Consider the following 19,381-nt stretch of genomic DNA (forward strand, 5'->3'; position numbering starts at 1 on the left):
TCAAGACTCCGCAACTAAGCCGTATTCTTTCGCTTCTTCTAAATTCACAGTAACTAGTTTTGATGTTCCTGGCTCAGGCATTGTAACACCAAGCAGATCTGTCGCCATCGTCATTGCTAGTTTATTATGGGTAATGTAAATAAATTGTACTTGTTCTGAAAGTTCTTTCACCAGATTGCAAAATCTGGCGACATTTGCATCATCTAATGGCGCATCAACTTCATCTAGCACACAAAATGGTGCTGGGTTTAATCTAAAAATTGCAAAAACCAGTGATAATGCTGTTAAAGCTTTTTCACCACCAGACAAAAGCGCCAATGAACTATTACGCTTACCTGGAGGTCTTGCCATCAATTTAACACCAGACTGCCAATCGTCTTCTAAACTTAAACTTGCTTCTCCACCACTAAATACTTTTGGAAACAAAACTTTTAATTCGGCATTGATCTTATCAAATGTTTGCATAAAAAGCTTTTTTGTTTCTTGATCGATGCTTTTCATCGCTGCATGTAATTGTTGGGTCGTATTTTCCAAATCTGACATTTGATGTACTAGTGCTTCATGGCGTTGTTTTACATCTTCATACTCAGCAGAAGCCACCAAATTTACAGCACCTAATTTAGAAAATTGCGCTTGTAGTTTTATTAACTTTTCCTGATGTGCTGAGACATCAATATGTATATTTTTCAGATAATCTACATTTAAATCTTTTCGTTGCTCATGATAATGATCTAAATCAGATTTCACCGTATGCCAAGCTAAGCGTTTTTCTTCTAATAAGTCACGAATCTGCTGATCATCCACTTCAAGTTGATGTCTTTTTTCTGTAAGACCTTGCTGTTTTTCTTGAATTGAATTTAATTCATTTTGCCATGTGCTTAGTTGTTTTTGTAGCTGCGCTACAATAATTGTTTGAGCTTCATATTGTTGCTGTAAAACAGGAATTTCTCCGTCTAAAGGTGCTATCAGTGTATCTAGATGCACAATTTGTGTTTGCAATTGCTGTAATTGTAATTTAAAAAAAGAATCATCTTTTTCTAATAGGCTAATGTCTTGTTGGCAACGATTGAACTGATTGTTCACCTCACGATGCTTATCTTCCAATAATTTGATCTGACTAATTAAAGTTTCTGCATCATTTTCTGATGTTAAAAAGAGATTTTGTGCCTGATTATATTCAGATTGCAAATCGTCTAATTTCATTTGTACAGCATGCAAATCAATATCTATATCATCTTTTTGCATTTCATCTTCTTCAAGCTGAAAATCTAGTTGTTTCAGTTGCGATTCTAATTGTTGACAGTGTGAAATATAGGCTTGCTTCTGACTTTGTGTCTTAATTATAGCAATATTAGCGTCTTGTGCTTGATGATGTTGTTGTTTCAATTGGACTTGCTGTGCTTCGATAATGTGTTTTTGTTGTATACATTGGTCTTTGAATTCACTGAGTAACAACTCGTGGGTTTGATGCGTTTTTTCAAGTTGTTCTAGCGCAATTGTGATTTCCTCTAGACGAACCTGATGACTTAAAACACCCTCTATTTTACTACCATCATCATAAAACAACGCTACAATCCAATCTGAGCCAATCCAATAACCATCAAGTGTCAGTATAGATTGACCTTGTTGTAATTGATGCTGCAATTGCAATCCATTTTTTAGCGTATCTATTAATCCCACATCTCGATATAGGGATAACACTGGTACTTTAATCCATGAAGATAATGTAGGTAAATTTAAAACTAGATCCGAAACCACTTCTCTTTCATTTGGAATAAGTTGCCTAGCAACATCTGTACGCAATTCATGGCCATCTACTAAGATATCAGCCATCAACCATTGAGCTAAGAATTTTTCAATAAGATTTGCATATGGCTTCGCTTGGGCCGTTAGTTGCAGAACATGTATTAACTGTTGATTCTTACCCTTACTTCGAGAAGATGTTTTTTTAACTTGTAATTTTTCTAAATTCTGTTTCTCTTGACGTAAAGCACTTATTTGCGAATAAGTATTATCATAATTAATTTTCGCTTCATCGTATTTTTGCTCAAACTGTTTCAGTTTATATTGATCATCTGTTAAGATTTTTTCAGTAAGTTCAATACTTGCCAACAAATCTTGATACTCTTGCTGTAAATCTTGTAATACTCCATCATCATTTTCTTTCTTTAATTTGTCAGACTGAGCTAACAAAATCTCTTTTTGTTGTTGTCCTCTTTGAATATTCTTTATTAACTGCTCAAGTTGAGACTTAAGTGTTTCATTTTTTTGTTTTTGCTTCTCAAAAGATTGATACAATGTTTCTGATATTTTTCTCTTTTCCTTATAAGCAATATTGACATGCTCTACAGAAGCTCTTTTTTGCACCAATTCATTTTCAGCTTCGATTACCTTTTGTTGTAAATCCTCTTTTTGGGTATATAAATCATCAAGTTGAATATCAATTAGTTTTACTTTCTGTTTTAGATCATCTTTTTGTTGTGTTAACAGCGAGAATTGTTGTTGATTTTGATCTAATAGTTGAGTTTTTTGCTGCAACAACATATGTATAGACTGTTTTTTATTATCAGCAATTTGCCATTCTTGCTGTAAAGGTGAAGCATTTCTTACCAATTGCTGGAATATTTGTCCAACATCATTTAAGTTATGTTCAACAGTACTTAACTCAGAACGTGTTTGCTTAAAACGCTCCCCAAGTTCATCCATTTGTAGACTATATTCTTGCTGTAACTTCGTACTTTTTTCATATTGAAAAGACAATATTTCTACTTTTATTGTAAGTATTTCTTTTTCTAACTGTTGATACCGTACAGCACTTTCAGACTGACGCTTTAAGGTTTTAAGCTGTGCTTTTAATTCACTCTCAATATCTTCTAAACGGGACAAATTTTGTGTGGTTTGTTCTAAATGTTGTAAGGTTTCCTTACGACGAGATTGATAACGAGAGATTCCAGCAGCTTCCTCAATAAAGACACGCATATCGTCAGGTTTTGCATCAATCAACCGGTTAATCATACCTTGTTCGATCACTGCATAAGAGCGAGGACCTAAACCCGTCCCTAGAAAAATATCTGTAATATCTCGACGGCGGCAGCGTGTTCCATTTAAAAAATATTCAGACTTTCCTTCGCGCGTTACCTGCCGACGTACAGCTAGCTCCGTATATGCATTATATTCACCACCCAGTTTTCCATATGTATTGTCGAAACGTAACTCAACACTTGCAACACCTACGGGCTTACGCTTTGCTGTTCCTGTAAAAATGACATCTTGCATGCTCCCACCGCGTAATTGACGAGCACTAGACTCCCCCATTACCCAACGTACAGCATCAATCACATTTGACTTTCCACAACCATTTGGTCCCACAATCGCGCTACGATTTGCCTTAAATTTTAGTGTAGTCTGATCTGCAAATGACTTAAATCCAGAAAGCTTTAAACTGCTTAAACGCATACGATACCAATTTTCTAAAAACCATGTCTTTGCCTTGCTATAAATTATTCATAGCACGCACTCAGGGTGCTATTCTTCTTGAAAAACACATATAAATAAAGTGCTTTTTTGAACTTCTTCGCTTAAAGTTAAGGCAAAAGTCACAATTAATTCACTATATGTCTCATTTTTATTTTCTTCCAGGCGCTTCAGGAAATACCCATTTTTGGCAACCACTCCTTACAAAGTACTTAAATACGCCTCACACCTGTAAAATTATTTCCTACCCTGGATTTTATAACGAACCGCCTGTACCACATATTCAGTCTTTTGAACAACTCAGCGATCATGTGCTCTTACAAATTCAGTGTCCGAGTATTGTAGTTGCTCAATCGATGGGAGGGTTATTCGCTATACGAGCAGCTTTAGAAGCCAAGAGCTTCGTGAAAGGCCTAGTACTCGTTGCTACGTCAGGCGGTATAAGTTTAGATGAGTTTGATATAGACGATTGGAGAGCGGACATTCAGAAACAAAATGCTCAGATGCCAGACTGGTTTATAGAAACTCAAGCCAATTATGAAAAAGAACTGATATCAATAAAAATACCAGTTCTTCTTATTTGGGCAGATGAAGATCCGATTAGCCCACTCGCAATTGCGCTTAAGCTCAAATCCTATTTACCTCAGGCGGAACTCAAAGTTATTCCTTCAACTAGCCATCATTTCGCCTCATTACATAGCGAAGAAATTAAAGGCTACATCGATGAACACTTTGACTTATTTTAAAATTGGTATTGTGCACCAATGCCTAAGTTATAATACTTAGAAGAAATTCCTGCATTTCCTTTATAGCTGCTATTGCCTTTAATGGTGGTGGTTGCAGGTGCAAACTTATAATCATTCCAAGTCGCTTCACCAAATAGTTTTACTTTAGGAGAAATATAGTAACCTCCATTCAGTGTCACAGAATAATAATCTGACATTTCACCTTTTTCATAAAAGGTGATATTTCTTGCATAATGCTCGTCTTGATCACGTGCCCGTACCCACTGGCTCATTTTCGCAATCGCATTAAACTCATATTTATTATTGGTATAACGACCAACTAATCCAATATAAGGTGCTTTAAATTTTTGTTGATAACCGATTAAAACCCTATCATCAGCAAACTTTCCTTCGAACAGCATTGCTGTTCCTTGTATGTAGTTTCCAGAAGAGTCCGTTACACCATAATGATATTCACCACCTTTTGCTGTCCAACTAAAGCGACTTTGCTCGTAACCTGCCAATATACCTACTTTATAATTCGGTTTCTGTACAAACCAAGAAGTAAAATTAATATCAACTTTGTTTGCAGAATTTAATGATGTATTTGGATGATGTGACCAATCTGTATTTAGAGATCTTGCTTGAGGATCTTTCCAGTCATAGTCATTCATTGTAACTGTATTAGAAGAAAGCGTAGTCCAACCATTAATATTCATAGTCAGCCAAGATCTTAACTCCCAAGTAAAATCTGCTTTAATCGTTGGTGCATTTTTTATTTCCCAGTTTAGTAAACTGATCATATCTCTAGTATTACCATTAAAGACATACTCTTTCGCTTCACCACCTGTAAGGATAGACGGTGTTAGGCTGAAATACATCGGCCCAGTAGAGCTTTTCTCTTTTTGTGATACTTGCTGTTCTTGTTGTATAACAACTTGCGACTGTTCTTCTTGTATAGGTTGAGTTTGTATTTCAGATTCACTTTCAACTTCTACAGGTTCCAAAGCATCCCATGAAACTGCATATGCTGATTGTACTGAAAACACCCCAAAAAACAAAAATAACGAATGCAAAGGCTTTAACTTAAAAGACATATCTGCGATTCAGCTTTGACAATTAATATACAAATATATTAACAAAAAACAAACAGAATAAACATATTTCAAGCACAAAAAAATCAGGATAAATTTTAACCTGATTTTTTTTAAAATATATATTTAAATATAGCTAATATAACCGCGCTTATAACCTTTATTATTATTAAATGACTCAGCATCTGCACTTACTTTGCTTAAAGTCACTTCTTCAGCCTCTAACAGATGCTGGATAAATTCTCCGACTTGAATATCATTTAGCTTCATTGGTTGAAAATATTCATAGTTTTTTGCTTTAAAAAAGAGATCTACACCTCGATTACTTTGAACATACTTCATAGACCAATCAGAGAAAGCCACTTGATCGACTTCTTTTTTGCTAAGTACGGTCACATTTTGATGTCTTTGGTCTTTTTTAATACTTTCAAAAATCTTTTCGACGGTTTCTTTCTCCCCTTCTAAACACTGGAAAAAAGAATTGTGTGCATAATACAAAACACCATAAACATTATGTAGGCGGTTAAAGCGAATAGATACAGTTAAAATATCACTTAGATCTTGTAAGAGTTCTTGATGATCTTTACGCGTGCTTGCATAGCATAATTGTATTAACACAAGTTACCCCTGTTAAACTTTTATGTAGAATTTAGGTATTAACCGCTCGGGATTACACTTAATATACCGAAAACAATAGTTATTAACAATTTATTTTTTGAAGTATTTAACAAAAAAATGCCTCTTAAATTAGAGGCATTTTTTAATATTTATGCATTTGGCGTATGATACATTAAATATAACTCATTCAAATTATTTGGAATTTCTTCAGCAATCTCATCCATTAACTGACCATTTCTACGAAAGGATTCCATTTGGGCATCTTCTTCGTCAATACCACTAAATACCATCATTGGTAGAGTCAGATCAATTAACTGCTCTTCAAACTCAGGAGCAAACCAAGCTTCTTCATTTAAGAACATGGCATCGACAAAACCAACTGACCAGTCACCTAAACTTGAGTCAACATCAGCTTCTTCAACCTCAAATGGGAAAACAATACCTTCCTCATTTGAAAGGTCTTGTCTAAGATCATCTAACCATAGTTTAATTTGTTCAATAATATTTTGAGGCACAGCCTTTTGCTTATGATCAAATAATTCTTCCAACCATGGCTTGAACACAGGTCCTACCGCAATTGCGCTAAGAAAACCATGAGTTGCAGCAAAATCTAGACCATGTTCATTTTGGTCACCATCTAAATATTCAGCCAAGAGATCTAAATCTAAAGCACTCATATTTTCTTCCATCACCCTGTTTAAACTTCCCAAGAGAATAACATTGATTTATGACAACGGTAAAAAGGTTTACTCGTCTTCATCATCAAAATCATCATCGTCAAAGTCAAAATCAAATTCTTTTAACTCTTTTTCAAGACGACGTTGTGCAAGTAAATCATCAATTAGACGACGCTTCTCTAATGATTCTTTTGCAGTGATTTTACTTGATGACTCATCGAAACCATTATCATCATCATAACTTTCATCTAATTCAAAATCTGTAGAAGACACTCAACTACACCTCAGTAAACAATACCTTTCAATCCGCTATTTATCTCTCTTCTAGCACTTTGTCAAGAAGAAAGTCGTTATATACTGATATTCCCATTAAAACTGCTTTTTTTATAGTAGAATTTACCAATATCATTTAATCCTAATGACGATCATGACAAGGCATAACCTTGAAAAAAATAGATATGCCCCGATATAAAAAACAATAACCCACTAGATTTGATATAATGTCAAACAGCAAATATCATTTCTTAAAAAAATATTGGTAAATTGTGCTATAATGCACGGTTTTTCACTGCCACAGATTCAACTAAAGAGTAAGCATAAGATGAGCGATATGAATTCCCCTACTTCTCAAGTAGCGGCTCTGATTAGCCGAGGCAAAGAACAAGGTTACTTAACTTACGCTGAGGTTAACGATCATCTCCCAGACTCGATTACCGAAAGCGAACAAATAGAAGACATTATTCAAATGCTTCAAGATGTTGGTATTCCTGTTCATGAACGTGCTCCTGAAACTGATGACACTGTGTTTGGTGAGTCCGCAGATGCTGGTGATGAAGTTGCAGAAGAAGAAGCTGCGGCTGTTTTAGCATCGGTAGAAAGTGAACCTGGTCGAACCACTGATCCAGTGCGTATGTATATGCGTGAGATGGGTACGGTAGAGCTTCTTACTCGAGAAGGTGAAATTAGTATTGCAAAACGCATCGAAGAAGGTATTCGTGACGTATTACATGCTATTGCTTACTGGCCAAATGCTGTCGAAGTCGTACTTAAAGAATATGAAGATTACAACAACGGTGAACGTCGTTTAGCAGACATTCTTTCAGGTTATTTAGATCCTGAATCAGATGAAGAAATTCCTGAAGTATTAGAAGATGAAACACATTTAGATGATGATGAAGAATCGACTAGTACTTCAAATAAATCTAAAAAAGACAACAAATTAGATGAAGATGACGAAGAGTCAGATTCGGAGTCAGATGATTCAGAAGGTGATTCTGGACCAGATCCTGAAATTGCACGTGTTCGCTTTTCAGAGTTGCAACAAGCATGGACTTCAACAAAAGAAGTTGTGGCAAAATATGGCCGTGAATCAAAAGAAGCGAATGAGTCTCTACAAAACTTAGCAACTGTCTTTATGATGTTTAAGTTTACTCCTCGTCTATTTGAAATCATTTCTGAAATGATTCGTGGTACACACGAACAAATTCGCCAATCTGAACGCGAAATTATGCGCTATGCATTACGTCGTGGTCGTATGGATCGTAACCAATTTAGAAAAACTTTCCCAGGACAAGAATCTAATTTGGCATGGTTAGATGAGCAAATTCAAGTAACGCCAACTGAAATGCGCGCTTATTTAGAAAAAGTACGTCCAGATATTATTGCATTTCAACAAAAGATTGCAGACACAGAAAAAGACCTCGGTCTATCTGTAGCAGAAATTAAAGATATTTCTAAACGCATGACCGTTGGCGAAGCAAAAGCTCATCGTGCGAAAAAAGAAATGGTGGAAGCAAACTTACGTCTTGTAATTTCTATTGCAAAGAAATATACAAACCGAGGCCTACAATTCTTGGATCTTATTCAAGAAGGTAACATTGGTCTGATGAAAGCTGTAGATAAGTTTGAATATCGCCGTGGTTATAAATTCTCAACTTATGCAACATGGTGGATTCGCCAAGCAATTACACGTTCAATTGCAGACCAAGCGAGAACTATCCGTATTCCTGTACATATGATCGAAACGATTAATAAAATTAATCGTGTATCACGTCAGTTATTACAAGAAATGGGACGAGAACCAACTCCAGAAGAACTTGGTGAACGTTTAGAAATGGATGAAGTTCGTGTTCGTAAAGTTTTAAAAATTGCAAAAGAACCAATTTCAATGGAAACGCCAATTGGTGATGATGAAGATTCGCACCTAGGTGATTTTATTGAAGATGCAAATATTACATCTCCTGTAGATGCTGCAACTTCTGAAGGTTTAAAAGAAGCAACACGTGATGTTCTTGAAAACTTAACAGAACGTGAAGCACGTGTATTAAAAATGCGCTTTGGTATTGATATGCCAACAGATCATACACTTGAAGAAGTAGGTAAACAATTTGACGTTACTCGTGAGCGTATTCGTCAAATTGAAGCAAAAGCTTTACGCAAACTACGTCACCCTTCTCGCTCTGAACACTTACGCTCATTCTTAGAAAATGACTAAGTCCTTTAGGTTGAAAAAATAAGATATATCCTTATATAAGGATATATCTGATATAAAAAACGTCTGCGTATTTGCAGACGTTTCTACATAAAGAGGCGCATATGTTAGACCGTACCCCATCAAGAGAATTACGTGAAGATCTTTGGGTTTTCCCTATGGATTATCCAATTAAACTCATTGGTGAAGCTGGTGATGACCTACATCATGCTGTTGTTGATATTTTACTCAAGCATTTCCCAGATTTCAAAAAGGAAACGCTTACTGTACAACCTTCACGTACTGGAAAGTATCATTCAATTACAGCTAATTTACGTTTTGATGAACTCGAGCAAGTCCATGCGCTGTATGCAGATCTCGCTGCTTGTCCGCTGATTAAAACCGCATTATAAAATAAAGTAACCAGTACATCAGTGACTGGTTTCTTTTTATTTGAAGATCAAACCAAGGTTATATCACATGTGTGAGTCTAACATTGCTACCTCACCTCTCCTGAAAATTCGTTGCTTTAATGAACCAAAAGATTACAAACACATGTTTGAATCGATGAAGAACTTCACGAATGAGAGAGATGAAACAACACCTGATGAAATATGGCTATTGCAGCATCAAGAAGTATTAACTCAAGGTCAGGCAGGCAAAGCCGAACATATTCTTGTTAAAAGTGACGTTCCCATTGTACAAACAGACCGTGGAGGACAAGTTACTTGGCATGGCCCAGGTCAACTCGTTGCCTACTTTTTGCTAGATTTAAATCGTTTATCTTGGAATGTAAGAACATTAGTAAGTTTTGCTGAAAATATGATGATTGAGCTACTCTCAGCCTATCAGATTAAAGCTTATGCCAAACCAGATGCACCTGGTGTTTATGTCGACGAAAAAAAAATTGGCTCTTTAGGATTTAAAATACGTAAAGGTCGTAGTTATCATGGATTTGCACTCAATATCGATTGTCAACTTGAGCGTTTTTTAACAATTAATCCATGTGGCTATGCTGGTTTAGAAATGACTCGTGTTCATAATCTAGTATCTTCTTCACCGCCATCAATAGACATCCTCTACCAAGATATTATTTCTTATTTATCGAATAAGGTATACTTTCAAAATATTCACATTAGCCATGAATAGGGATATCGCATGCAAATAAGTCAAATCAAACCCAACATACAGCATATGTATGTCAAGTTAATGATGGAAGTCATTGGGAGAGGATTGGTTACAGCAAGCCAAATAGACCACGAAATTCAAAAAGAAATTCAAGGATTTCCTACTGGATTTATTTTTGCAATGAAAGTATTCCCTCATGGCCCATCATTTAAAATTAAAGTATTAGATAATAAACAACTTCAATTAATAGATGACACCACCAAGCCTCATCTTAGTATTATCTTTAAACATATTTACCATGCATACCTCGTATTTTCTTTCCAAGAAAGTACTGCACGTGCATTTGCAAACGATCGAATGGTTGCAGATGGAGATTTATCTTATGCCATTCGTCTCGTACGCTGCCTAAATAAAATGGAAGCGTTAATTTTGCCTAAACCTATTGCAACCTTGGCTGTAAAAAACTATCCAGAGCAATTAAAACTTAAAGAAAAGATAAATCATGCTAGTCGTATCTATATCAAAATTGCACAATCTTTTCTAAAACGGAGTTAATTCTATGAGCAAGCCATATTACGAGTTCTTCTGCCCAGTCAAAATTATTGCTGGTCATGCCGCATTAGAAAATATTCCTTTTGAACTAAATGCGTTGGGTTCAAAAAAACCAATGATTATTACAGATAAAGGAATAAAAAATAATGGCTTACTTTCTCCTATAGAAGATATTTTCTTAGCTGCTGAACAGCAAATCGGTTATATTTTCGATGATGTTCCTGCAGATTCAAGTTTAGAAACGGTACAAACTGCTGCAAAAGCATATAGAGACTATGAATGTGATGCAATTTTAGCAATTGGTGGTGGTTCAGTAATAGATACTGCTAAGGCCACTAATATTTTAGTATCCGAAGGTGGAGACGATCTTTTAAAATATTCAGGTGCCCATAATCTACCTAAACCTTTAAAACCTTTCTTTGTTATTCCAACAACTTCAGGTACAGGTTCAGAAGCTACGATGGTTGCAGTAGTCGCAGATCAAAAGAATAATGTGAAGTTAGCCTTTGCATCAAATTATTTAATGCCAAATGCAGCAATTCTAGATTCTAGAATGACCTTAACCCTACCTAATCATATTACTGCTATGACAGGCATGGACGCACTTACACATGCCATTGAAGCATATACCTGTATGGCTGCTAATCCGCTAAGTGACGCATATGCAACGGCTGCCATAAAAAAGATTTCAGAAAATTTATTCGTTGTTTTAGCAAATCCTAAAAATGAGCAAGCACGCCTTGAATTATCACAAGCGTCCACAATGGCAGGCATTGCATTCTCAAACTCAATGGTTGGTCTTGTTCACTCTTTAGGTCATGCACTTGGTGCAGTTGCACATTTACCACATGGCATTTGTATGAATTTATTTCTACCTTACGTTTTAGAATATAATTTTTCTGTGAATGCCAATAAAGTCGCAGATCTTCTCCTCCCATTAGCAGGTGCAGAAATATATGCAAACACACCTGAAGAACATCGTGCAGAGCATGTTATTACTATGATTCTAGCAATGCGAGATCGTTTGTTTGAGCAAGTTCAACTACCAAGAACCTTAAGAGAAACTCATAAGGTCTCACTTGAGCAACTTGATAAAATTGCAGAGAAAGCACTTGATGATGGTTCAATTATTTATAACCCTAAAGAAGTTACTCTAACCGATTTAAAAAACATATTACAGAAAGCATGGTAATAGGAAAAATAAATAGTATTTAAAAAAGCTCGAAAGCGTTTGTATTTTGAGCTTTTTTTATTATATAAATAAGAAAGTGCAGTGTAAGAAAAAACAAATCTTGTTAAAAAAACTATTTTTCCTTACAAAATTAAGAATCTTACTATAGAATTGCGCGCTTCACTTAAAAAAGCAGGTGGGATCGTTCGTCCTACACGATCCTTAAATTTCTAGTTGATCGTTGATCAAAAATATGAGGATATCGCCGTTGAATAATACTTCTGGGACTCAACCGGCAGCTTCACTGCAAAAATCTCTTCTTCTTGGCCATATTATTGTTATTGGGCTTGCATATATCCAACCCATGACTTTATTCGATACTTTTGGAATGGTATCTGAGGCCAGTGCTCAACATGTTCCAACATCCTACTTTTTTGCACTCTTAGCTGTACTCTTTACAGCCGTAAGCTATGGCCATATGATTAAGCGCTATCCATCATCTGGATCAGCCTATACTTATGTCCAACGATCAATTCATCCAAATGCTGGATTTATGGTAGGTTGGTCATCACTTCTTGATTATATCTTAAGTCCAATGGTCAATATTTTATTGGCTGTCATTTACCTTACCAGCATGTTCCCGGATGTAAATCATTGGGTTTGGGTTGTAGGCTTAACGTTATTCATGACATGGGTCAATTTAAGGGGCATCAAGTTTGTTGCAAACCTAAATGGTCTAATCGTACTATTTCAGATTTTAGTCATTGTTATTTTTACATTTTTAATTATTAAACAATTACTTGTAGGAAACACTGCACTGAACACGCTAGGCTTGTCTCAATCACACGATGCACATATTTGGTCAACTACGCCTTTTTTTAGCGAGCATGCACAAATTGGAACACTCATTGGTGGTGCAACCATTTTATGCTTCTCATTCACAGGATTCGATGCTCTTAGCTCTCTCGCAGAAGAAACGCATGATACCGATAAAGTTCTGCCACGTGCAATTTTTCTTACTGCACTTATTTCTGGTTTAATTTTTATCGCAGCAACATATTTCATGCAACTGTACTTTCCAGGTAATCCTAGTCAATACTTTGCTGATGTAAATGCAACCCAACCCGATATTTTACGTATTGTAGGTGGTGAGCTTTTTAAATCAGTTATTCTTGGTTTTGCAATCATTACCGTAATGGCATCAGGGATTTCTGCACATGCAGGTGTATCGCGTCTAATGTATGTTATGGGACGTGATGGTGTATTTAATAAAAAATATTTTGGTCAAATTAGTACCAAAACAGCCGTACCAAAATTTAATATTATTTTGGTAGGAATAATTGCACTATCTGCAGGATTTACAGATTTAGACCACGTTGTTTCTTTAATTAGTTTTGGTGCGTTAACAGCATTCAGTTTTGTAAATCTTTCTGTACTTTCGCAGTATGCATTACGCGAAGGTCGTGTCAAAACGCCTAAAGAAATTTTTAACTACGTTGTTATACCTAGTCTAGGTTTTATTGCAGTAGGTCTGCTGTGGCTGCAAATCGATCACACTGCATTAAAATGGGGAATTGTATGGGCCGTTATTGGGGTCTTATTCCTAGGTTATAAAACAAAAGGATTTAAAATTCCACCTCCACAATATAAGAACGATTAAATAAAAAAACCAGCGACTAGATCGCTGGTTTTTTTATATTAGATGCTACAGTCCTGTTATTTTTTCAGTGATTTCTTTAACTCTTTTTGCAAATACTCTTGCCGTTTCTAAGTCACCTTGAGGAATCTCATCTACACTTGCATCAGATGGCGACTGCACCAATAATCCGATTGAACCGCCTAAATTATTAACATCATTACGTGTTGAATTTTTTGTATTTGCAGGTAATAAGCCTAAACTTACCCATATTCCACCATGCTGTGATGCCAGTGTTTGAAGCTCAATCAGTGTATTTTGTTTGTCACCATTTAAGCTTGCACTATTGGTAAACCCTGCAAATACTTTATCTTGCCAACCTCGTACAAACCAAATTTTAGATGAGGCGTCTGCAAACTTTTTAAACTGCCATGGTGCTGCACCCATATATGTTGGTGCACCAAATACAATTGCATTTGCTTGCTCTAAAACATCCCAACCTTCTTGTGCAACTTCACCTTCTGAATTAATTTCAACCAATGTTGCATCTGAAGCCTTTGCAAAGGTTTCTGCAATAACTTTCGTGTGTCCATACCCTGAAAAATAAACAACTGCAATTTTAGCCATGATCCCACCTCTATGTTTTATGTCATATTGATAATATACTTTAGAAACTAAGTGTCAATAAGTTACCTAGATGTAACTGGGAGGAAAAATGAGTCAACTTAATGCCTACAATGTATGTAGCATGGATTGTCCAGCACGTTTATTTTTTGAGACTTTGGCAGATAAGTGGGTATTATTAATTATTACTACACTAGAAGAAAATGCTCAACATTTTAATTTACTGAAAAAAACAATAGAAGGAATTTCACCAAAAGTACTTTCTCAGAAATTAAAACATTTAGAGCGATACGGATTTATACAGCGAACAGTTTTAGATACATCACCTATTCGTGTTGAATATACACTCACAACGTTCGGAAAGGATTTTGCCCAAACTGCATATCAAATGAAATTGTGGGCAGAAAAAAATATCGATAAAGTTCTATTTGCACAAAAAGAGTATGACAATTGTCATTAAATAAGTGGTTTAAACCCTTGCTGACGCCAAGCCTCATACACAATTACTGCTGTTGCATTCGACAAGTTTAAACTGCGTGAGTTCTCAGCCATAGGTAAACAAATCCATTGTTGCTGAGGAAACATTTTGCGCACATCCTCAGGTAGCCCGCGAGTTTCAGGGCCCATAAGTAACGCAATTGGTTGATTTAAATTTACCGTGTGAGGTGTTGCCTTGCCTTTGGTGGTCAGTGGAAATACATGCGATACTCCCTGTGCCTCTAAATGCTTAAGACATTCATCAAAACTATCCCAAATTTTCATGCGTGCATATTCATGATAGTCTAAACCTGCACGTCGTAATTTCTTATCATCCAACTCAAAACCAAGTGGCTTAACTAAGTGTAACTGTGCACCTGTATTTGCACATAGACGAATAATATTACCAGTATTACTTGGAATTTCAGGTTCAAACAAAACAACATGTATCACAACATTTTCTCTACTTTTCAGATGGCTTTAGTTATTGCCATTGCAGTTGCTCTCGCAACTTCACAACTTCACCAATAATTGTTAATGTTGGTGCTTGTACTTCATGTTGCACCACTTTTTTTGCAATATTTTCTAGATTACCAACAATCACTTTTTGCTCTGGTGTGGTTCCCTTCGAAATTAAAGCAACAGGCATATCTGGTCTTTGACCATGCTCAATCAAACGATTACATATTGTCTCTAAACCAACGAGCCCCATATAAAGTACTAAAGTTTGATTTTCATATATAAGTTCGGGCCAAGGTAACTCTGGGGAACCCTCTTTTAAATGGCCAGTTAAGAACCTAACACTCTGAGCATAATCTCTATGGGTCAAAGGAATACCAGCATAAGCAGAACAACCCGATGCAGCTGTAATTCCAGGTACAACTTGGAAAGGAATATTTGCTGTCACCAGTTCTTGGATTTCTTCACCACCTCGCCCAAAAATGAAAGGATCACCACCTTTCAAACGACATACACGCTTCCCTTCTAACGCATACTGAATTAAAAGTTGATTAATACCTTCTTGGGGTACAGCATGGTTCGAACGTGATTTACCCACATAAATTTTATCTGCGTCTCGTCGACATAAATCTAAAATTGGTGGAGAAACCAATCGATCATAGATAACAACATCGGACTGTTGCATGAGTCTAAGTGCTTTTAAAGTAAGCAGTTCAGGATCACCCGGTCCTGCACCAACCAAATATACCTCTCCTTTTGGTGTGGTCCATTTGGCAAGTGCATCCTCCATCATTTGTTTTGCAACAATTAAGTTGTCATTAAAGACTTGTTCTTTGAAAGGACTTGCATACAAGTCTTCCCAAAAAATACGTCTTTCGTCTGGGTTAGAAATTTTCTCTTTCACAGCCTTACGCCACTCACCAGAAAACTGAGCGAGTTTCCCCATACCATGCGGAATTAATGTCTCGAGTTGTGTGCGTAACTGTCTCGACAATACAGGTGATGTTCCATTAGATGCAATCGAGATTACTAACGGAGATCGATCAATCAGTGCAGGTACCATAAATCGGCAGTTTGGAATATCATCTACACTATTCACCAATAAATTTTTCTGCTCACATACCACGAAAACATGATGATTTACATCTGGTTGATCTGTTGCAGCAATCACAAGCTTATACGGTTTATTTAAATATGCTTCATCAAATGGTTTATATACCAATTCACCATGAGATGCTTGTACAAGCATTTTTAGATTTTCATCAATTTCTGGTGCAATTACATGCAATATTGCACCAGCTTTTGCCAATAACGATGCTTTACGAAAAGCAATACTTCCACCACCTACGATAAGACATAACTGCTGTTTCAATTTCAATGAAATTGGAAAGATATCCACAAAAACCCCTTAATGACAAATTACCTTAAATGGTGAAAGTTTGCTTGACTCGCAGTTAATCGATAAACGTAAGACCGCCTAAATATGGACGTAATACCTCTGGTATTTCTATAGAACCATCAGCACGTTGATAGTTTTCCATCAAAGCCAACAACGTGCGTCCAACAGCTAAACCTGAACCATTTAAAGTATGTACAAGCTCAGTTTTTTTCTGTTCATTACGATAACGTGCTTTCATACGGCGAGCTTGGAAGTCTCCCATATTTGAACAGCTAGAGATTTCACGATATGTATTTTGACTTGGCACCCATACTTCTAAGTCATATGTTTTTACAGCACCAAACCCCATATCACCACCACAAAGCAAGACTTTACGGTATGGTAAACCAAGCGCTTGTAAAATACCTTCTGCATGTGAAGTCAATTCTTCTAATGCTTCCATTGAAGATTCAGGTTTTACAATATGAACCATTTCAACTTTATCAAATTGATGCTGACGAATTAGACCACGTGTATCTCGACCATAAGAACCAGCTTCACTACGGAAACATGGCGTATGGGCTGTATATTTTAATGGAAGACGATCTGCATCAATAATTTCGTCACGGACAAAGTTTGTAATAGGTACTTCTGCTGTCGGGATAAGGTAATACTCTTTCTCACCTTGTAGTTTAAATAAATCTTCTTCAAACTTAGGGAGTTGACTTGTTCCTCTTAGGCTATCGGCATTTACTAAGTAAGGAACGTATGCTTCAGTGTAGCCATTTTTAAGTGTATGTGTATCCAGCATAAATTGTGTAAGTGCACGCTGTAGACGTGCCAGTGGCCCTTTAAGTACACTAAAGCGAGAGCCTGTCAGCTTTGTTGCAGTCTCGAACTCGAGTCCACCCATCCACTCACCTAAATCTGTATGATCTTTGATCTCAAAGTCGAATTGTCTTGGGGTTCCCCATGTCATCACTTCAAGATTATCTGCCTCATCTTTACCTTCTGGTACAGACTCATCTGGTAAATTTGGAATTGATAACAGTTTCTGCTCAATTTCATTTTGTAATTCTGAAAGCTCTACTTCTGCAGCTTTAATTTCATCCCCAATAGCTTGCATACGTGACATAATTTCAGATGCATCGCCACCAGATTTTTTTATTTGACCCACTTGCTTTGCACCAGCATTACGCTCTGCTTGCAAATTTTCTGTTCTAGATTGTAATTCTTTGCGGCGTGATTCTAAAGATGCCCATTCATCGACATTAAGTTGAACACCACGTTTCGCTAGTGCTAAATTTACAGCTTCAATATTATTTCTAAGTAGTTTAGGGTCGATCATAGCTCGTCTGATTGAATGAAAAAACTAGATATAGTGTAATCTGTTCATTCATAAAAATAAACGTACTTCGCGACAATCCCCTACAGCACATCTAACTTCGTAGATGACTGTAGGTATAATCATCATTTTGGTAAATATTCAGGATTAATCAACCCTTTTGTAGCATGATATGGCAAGACCAATTCAGTCATTCCTTCGGAGTAAGGTGCCAATTCATACAACGGATAAACAAATACAAGACCTTTATCATTATAGTAAAAATTATCGGTAGGCTCTAATCGACCAGATTGAATTCCATGTGCTTCCAACCAAGATTGATTTGCATCAAATACAGCCTGATAAACTGCTACTTGTTTATCTGAACTAAATAGATCAGATATTCCAATACGTTTATGAGTATTTATATCGAATATAATATATTCATGATGATACATACCATGCGCTGCGCCGGCAGCATAGGTTGTCGTATCTAAAACAAAAGTTGCCAAATGCCCTTTCTGCCCTAAGAAACCAACACGATAAGTACTTTGATTAATTTGGGATGGTGTTAAAGTTGATGCAGGTAAATTTGCTGTTTTTTGAAAAGCCAATGGAGCATCTTTTTGTAGACGATGCACAAAATAATCATTGATCCAATCTACATTGGTCTCAATTGTATCTACTTTATATTCAGTACACTCATCTGCTTCACAAGAAACTTTCTGAGGCAATGACATCGACATAGTTTCAGCATGAATTTTTGTAGGTGTACTTGCTAAGTCTGGAACAGGTTCAAACACGCTCGCTGGAGGATTGGTCTCCCCTTTATTATTATTTGATGGTGCTTGCTTATTCTCACATCCTACAAACACGAGACTGCATAAACAACTAGACAATAGTACAGCCAATCTCATTTTTTGCTGTAAATACATAGAAAACAACCTAAAACTGATTTACCTATACTATACAAACTTTGCATTCAATAAAAAAATACTAAATATGTATCCTTAAACAAAAAAAATGCTATTTACATAGCATTTTTTCATTTTTATTGATCAATAATATCTGTACCTTTGGGTGGTACAAAGTTAAATACGCTAGCAGGAATACTCACATTTTTTGCAACATGGTTAAAACGAACCGTTGTTACCTGACCTAGTGAATCATTTAAGATCATCAAGGCAGGTGCTCCTTGTGCGCCAAAACTAATGGTTAAATCTTGAAAAGCTGTATCTTTGGCTTTTGGTGTAAGCGTATAGTACGTTTTTGTTTGATCGGGCTGTGTCACTTTATATGCCTGCATAATACTATTTGTATTACCTGACAATAATAGTGCTGGGGTATTTGCGACCTGATCGCTCATACTTTGACGTACGACTTGTTGTAAGTCTGGATCATAGATCCAAATTGTTTTACCACTAGTAACAATAGTTTGCTTAGAGGGCTGTGTAGTTTCCCAAAAGAATTTTCCTGGTCGTTCGACTTTAATTGTACCTGTAAATGTCTGGTTTAAATGCTGAGCGGTTAAACCTTTCTTTTGGCTCACAACTTTACCTGTAGCCTTCGTACTC

At 36.3% G+C, this 19,381-nt stretch carries 19 protein-coding genes; 8 read left to right on the top strand and 11 right to left on the bottom strand.

Features of this window, described 5'->3' with window-relative positions:
• Positions 1-3,456 carry a chromosome segregation protein SMC gene (gene smc, locus I2F23_RS08740; protein WP_195772215.1) on the bottom strand — a complete coding sequence of 1,152 codons (3,456 nt, stop codon included), beginning with the start codon at positions 3,454-3,456 and terminating at the stop codon, positions 1-3.
• 158 nt (positions 3,457-3,614) lie between these two features.
• On the opposite strand from smc, the gene I2F23_RS08745 reads away from it, so the two are divergent.
• Complete coding sequence (locus I2F23_RS08745) at positions 3,615-4,220, top strand: alpha/beta fold hydrolase (protein WP_195772216.1); 606 nt, start codon at positions 3,615-3,617, stop codon at positions 4,218-4,220.
• Here the strand turns inward: I2F23_RS08745 and I2F23_RS08750 are convergent.
• From I2F23_RS08750 to I2F23_RS08765, 4 genes are all read right to left on the bottom strand, one after another.
• Positions 4,217-5,248, bottom strand: a complete 1,032-nt coding sequence (locus I2F23_RS08750; RefSeq protein WP_195772217.1) for an omptin family outer membrane protease — start codon at positions 5,246-5,248, stop codon at positions 4,217-4,219. The two genes, I2F23_RS08745 and I2F23_RS08750, sit on opposite strands and share 4 nt — an antisense overlap.
• Positions 5,249-5,419: 171 nt before the next feature.
• Positions 5,420-5,911 (bottom strand): BLUF domain-containing protein, encoded by a 492-nt coding sequence (locus tag I2F23_RS08755; RefSeq protein WP_195772218.1) that lies wholly within the window; start codon positions 5,909-5,911, stop codon positions 5,420-5,422.
• Positions 5,912-6,060: 149 nt separating this feature from the next.
• Complete coding sequence (locus I2F23_RS08760) at positions 6,061-6,588, bottom strand: YecA/YgfB family protein (protein ID WP_195772219.1); 528 nt, start codon at positions 6,586-6,588, stop codon at positions 6,061-6,063.
• A gap of 69 nt (positions 6,589-6,657) precedes the next feature.
• Positions 6,658-6,861 carry a PA3496 family putative envelope integrity protein gene (locus I2F23_RS08765; protein WP_195772220.1) on the bottom strand — a complete coding sequence of 68 codons (204 nt, stop codon included), beginning with the start codon at positions 6,859-6,861 and terminating at the stop codon, positions 6,658-6,660.
• A 280-nt stretch (positions 6,862-7,141) separates the two neighbouring features.
• Between I2F23_RS08765 and rpoD the strand changes: the two genes are divergently transcribed.
• The 6 genes from rpoD (at position 7,142) to I2F23_RS08795 (ending at position 13,569) form a co-directional block, all read left to right on the top strand.
• Positions 7,142-9,082, top strand: a complete 1,941-nt coding sequence (gene rpoD, locus I2F23_RS08770; RefSeq protein ID WP_407648013.1) for an RNA polymerase sigma factor RpoD — start codon at positions 7,142-7,144, stop codon at positions 9,080-9,082.
• Positions 9,083-9,183: 101 nt separating this feature from the next.
• Positions 9,184-9,471, top strand: a complete 288-nt coding sequence (locus I2F23_RS08775; protein WP_195772222.1) for a YbeD family protein — start codon at positions 9,184-9,186, stop codon at positions 9,469-9,471.
• A gap of 67 nt (positions 9,472-9,538) precedes the next feature.
• Positions 9,539-10,207: a lipoyl(octanoyl) transferase LipB gene (gene lipB / locus I2F23_RS08780; protein WP_195772223.1), complete on the top strand. Its 669-nt coding sequence runs from the start codon at positions 9,539-9,541 to the stop codon at positions 10,205-10,207.
• A gap of 9 nt (positions 10,208-10,216) precedes the next feature.
• A complete protein-coding gene (locus I2F23_RS08785; RefSeq protein WP_195772224.1) occupies positions 10,217-10,741 on the top strand; it encodes a hypothetical protein in 525 nt (174 codons plus the stop codon).
• A gap of 4 nt (positions 10,742-10,745) precedes the next feature.
• Positions 10,746-11,930, top strand: coding sequence for an iron-containing alcohol dehydrogenase (locus I2F23_RS08790; RefSeq protein WP_195772225.1), 1,185 nt, complete (start codon positions 10,746-10,748; stop codon positions 11,928-11,930).
• Positions 11,931-12,177: 247 nt separating this feature from the next.
• A complete protein-coding gene (locus tag I2F23_RS08795) occupies positions 12,178-13,569 on the top strand; it encodes an APC family permease (protein WP_277094496.1) in 1,392 nt (463 codons plus the stop codon).
• Positions 13,570-13,614: 45 nt separating this feature from the next.
• Here the strand turns inward: I2F23_RS08795 and I2F23_RS08800 are convergent, their stop codons facing one another.
• Complete coding sequence (locus I2F23_RS08800) at positions 13,615-14,172, bottom strand: flavodoxin family protein (protein ID WP_195772227.1); 558 nt, start codon at positions 14,170-14,172, stop codon at positions 13,615-13,617.
• Positions 14,173-14,260: 88 nt separating this feature from the next.
• Here I2F23_RS08800 and I2F23_RS08805 point away from each other — a divergent pair, with 88 nt between their 5' ends.
• Positions 14,261-14,629, top strand: coding sequence for a winged helix-turn-helix transcriptional regulator (locus I2F23_RS08805; protein ID WP_195772228.1), 369 nt, complete (start codon positions 14,261-14,263; stop codon positions 14,627-14,629).
• On the opposite strand, the gene trmL is transcribed toward I2F23_RS08805, so the two are convergent.
• The 5 genes from trmL to lolA all read right to left on the bottom strand — a co-directional run.
• Entirely contained in the window at positions 14,626-15,099 is a 474-nt protein-coding gene (gene trmL / locus I2F23_RS08810) for a tRNA (uridine(34)/cytosine(34)/5-carboxymethylaminomethyluridine(34)-2'-O)-methyltransferase TrmL (protein ID WP_195772229.1), read from the bottom strand. The two genes, I2F23_RS08805 and trmL, sit on opposite strands and share 4 nt — an antisense overlap.
• A gap of 31 nt (positions 15,100-15,130) precedes the next feature.
• Positions 15,131-16,504: a siroheme synthase CysG gene (gene cysG, locus I2F23_RS08815; RefSeq protein WP_195772230.1), complete on the bottom strand. Its 1,374-nt coding sequence runs from the start codon at positions 16,502-16,504 to the stop codon at positions 15,131-15,133.
• A 55-nt stretch (positions 16,505-16,559) separates the two neighbouring features.
• The gene (serS, locus tag I2F23_RS08820) at positions 16,560-17,831 is read right to left on the bottom strand and encodes a serine--tRNA ligase (RefSeq protein ID WP_195772231.1); all 1,272 of its coding nucleotides are present in this window, start codon (positions 17,829-17,831) and stop codon (positions 16,560-16,562) included.
• Between the two features lie 122 nt (positions 17,832-17,953).
• Positions 17,954-18,742: an RsiV family protein gene (locus I2F23_RS08825; RefSeq protein WP_195772232.1), complete on the bottom strand. Its 789-nt coding sequence runs from the start codon at positions 18,740-18,742 to the stop codon at positions 17,954-17,956.
• A 116-nt stretch (positions 18,743-18,858) separates the two neighbouring features.
• On the bottom strand, positions 18,859-19,381 hold a 523-nt coding region (gene lolA, locus I2F23_RS08830), incomplete at its 5' end, for an outer membrane lipoprotein chaperone LolA (protein ID WP_195772233.1).

This window comes from Acinetobacter pollinis (assembly GCF_015627175.1).
Lineage (GTDB): Bacteria > Pseudomonadota > Gammaproteobacteria > Pseudomonadales > Moraxellaceae > Acinetobacter > Acinetobacter pollinis.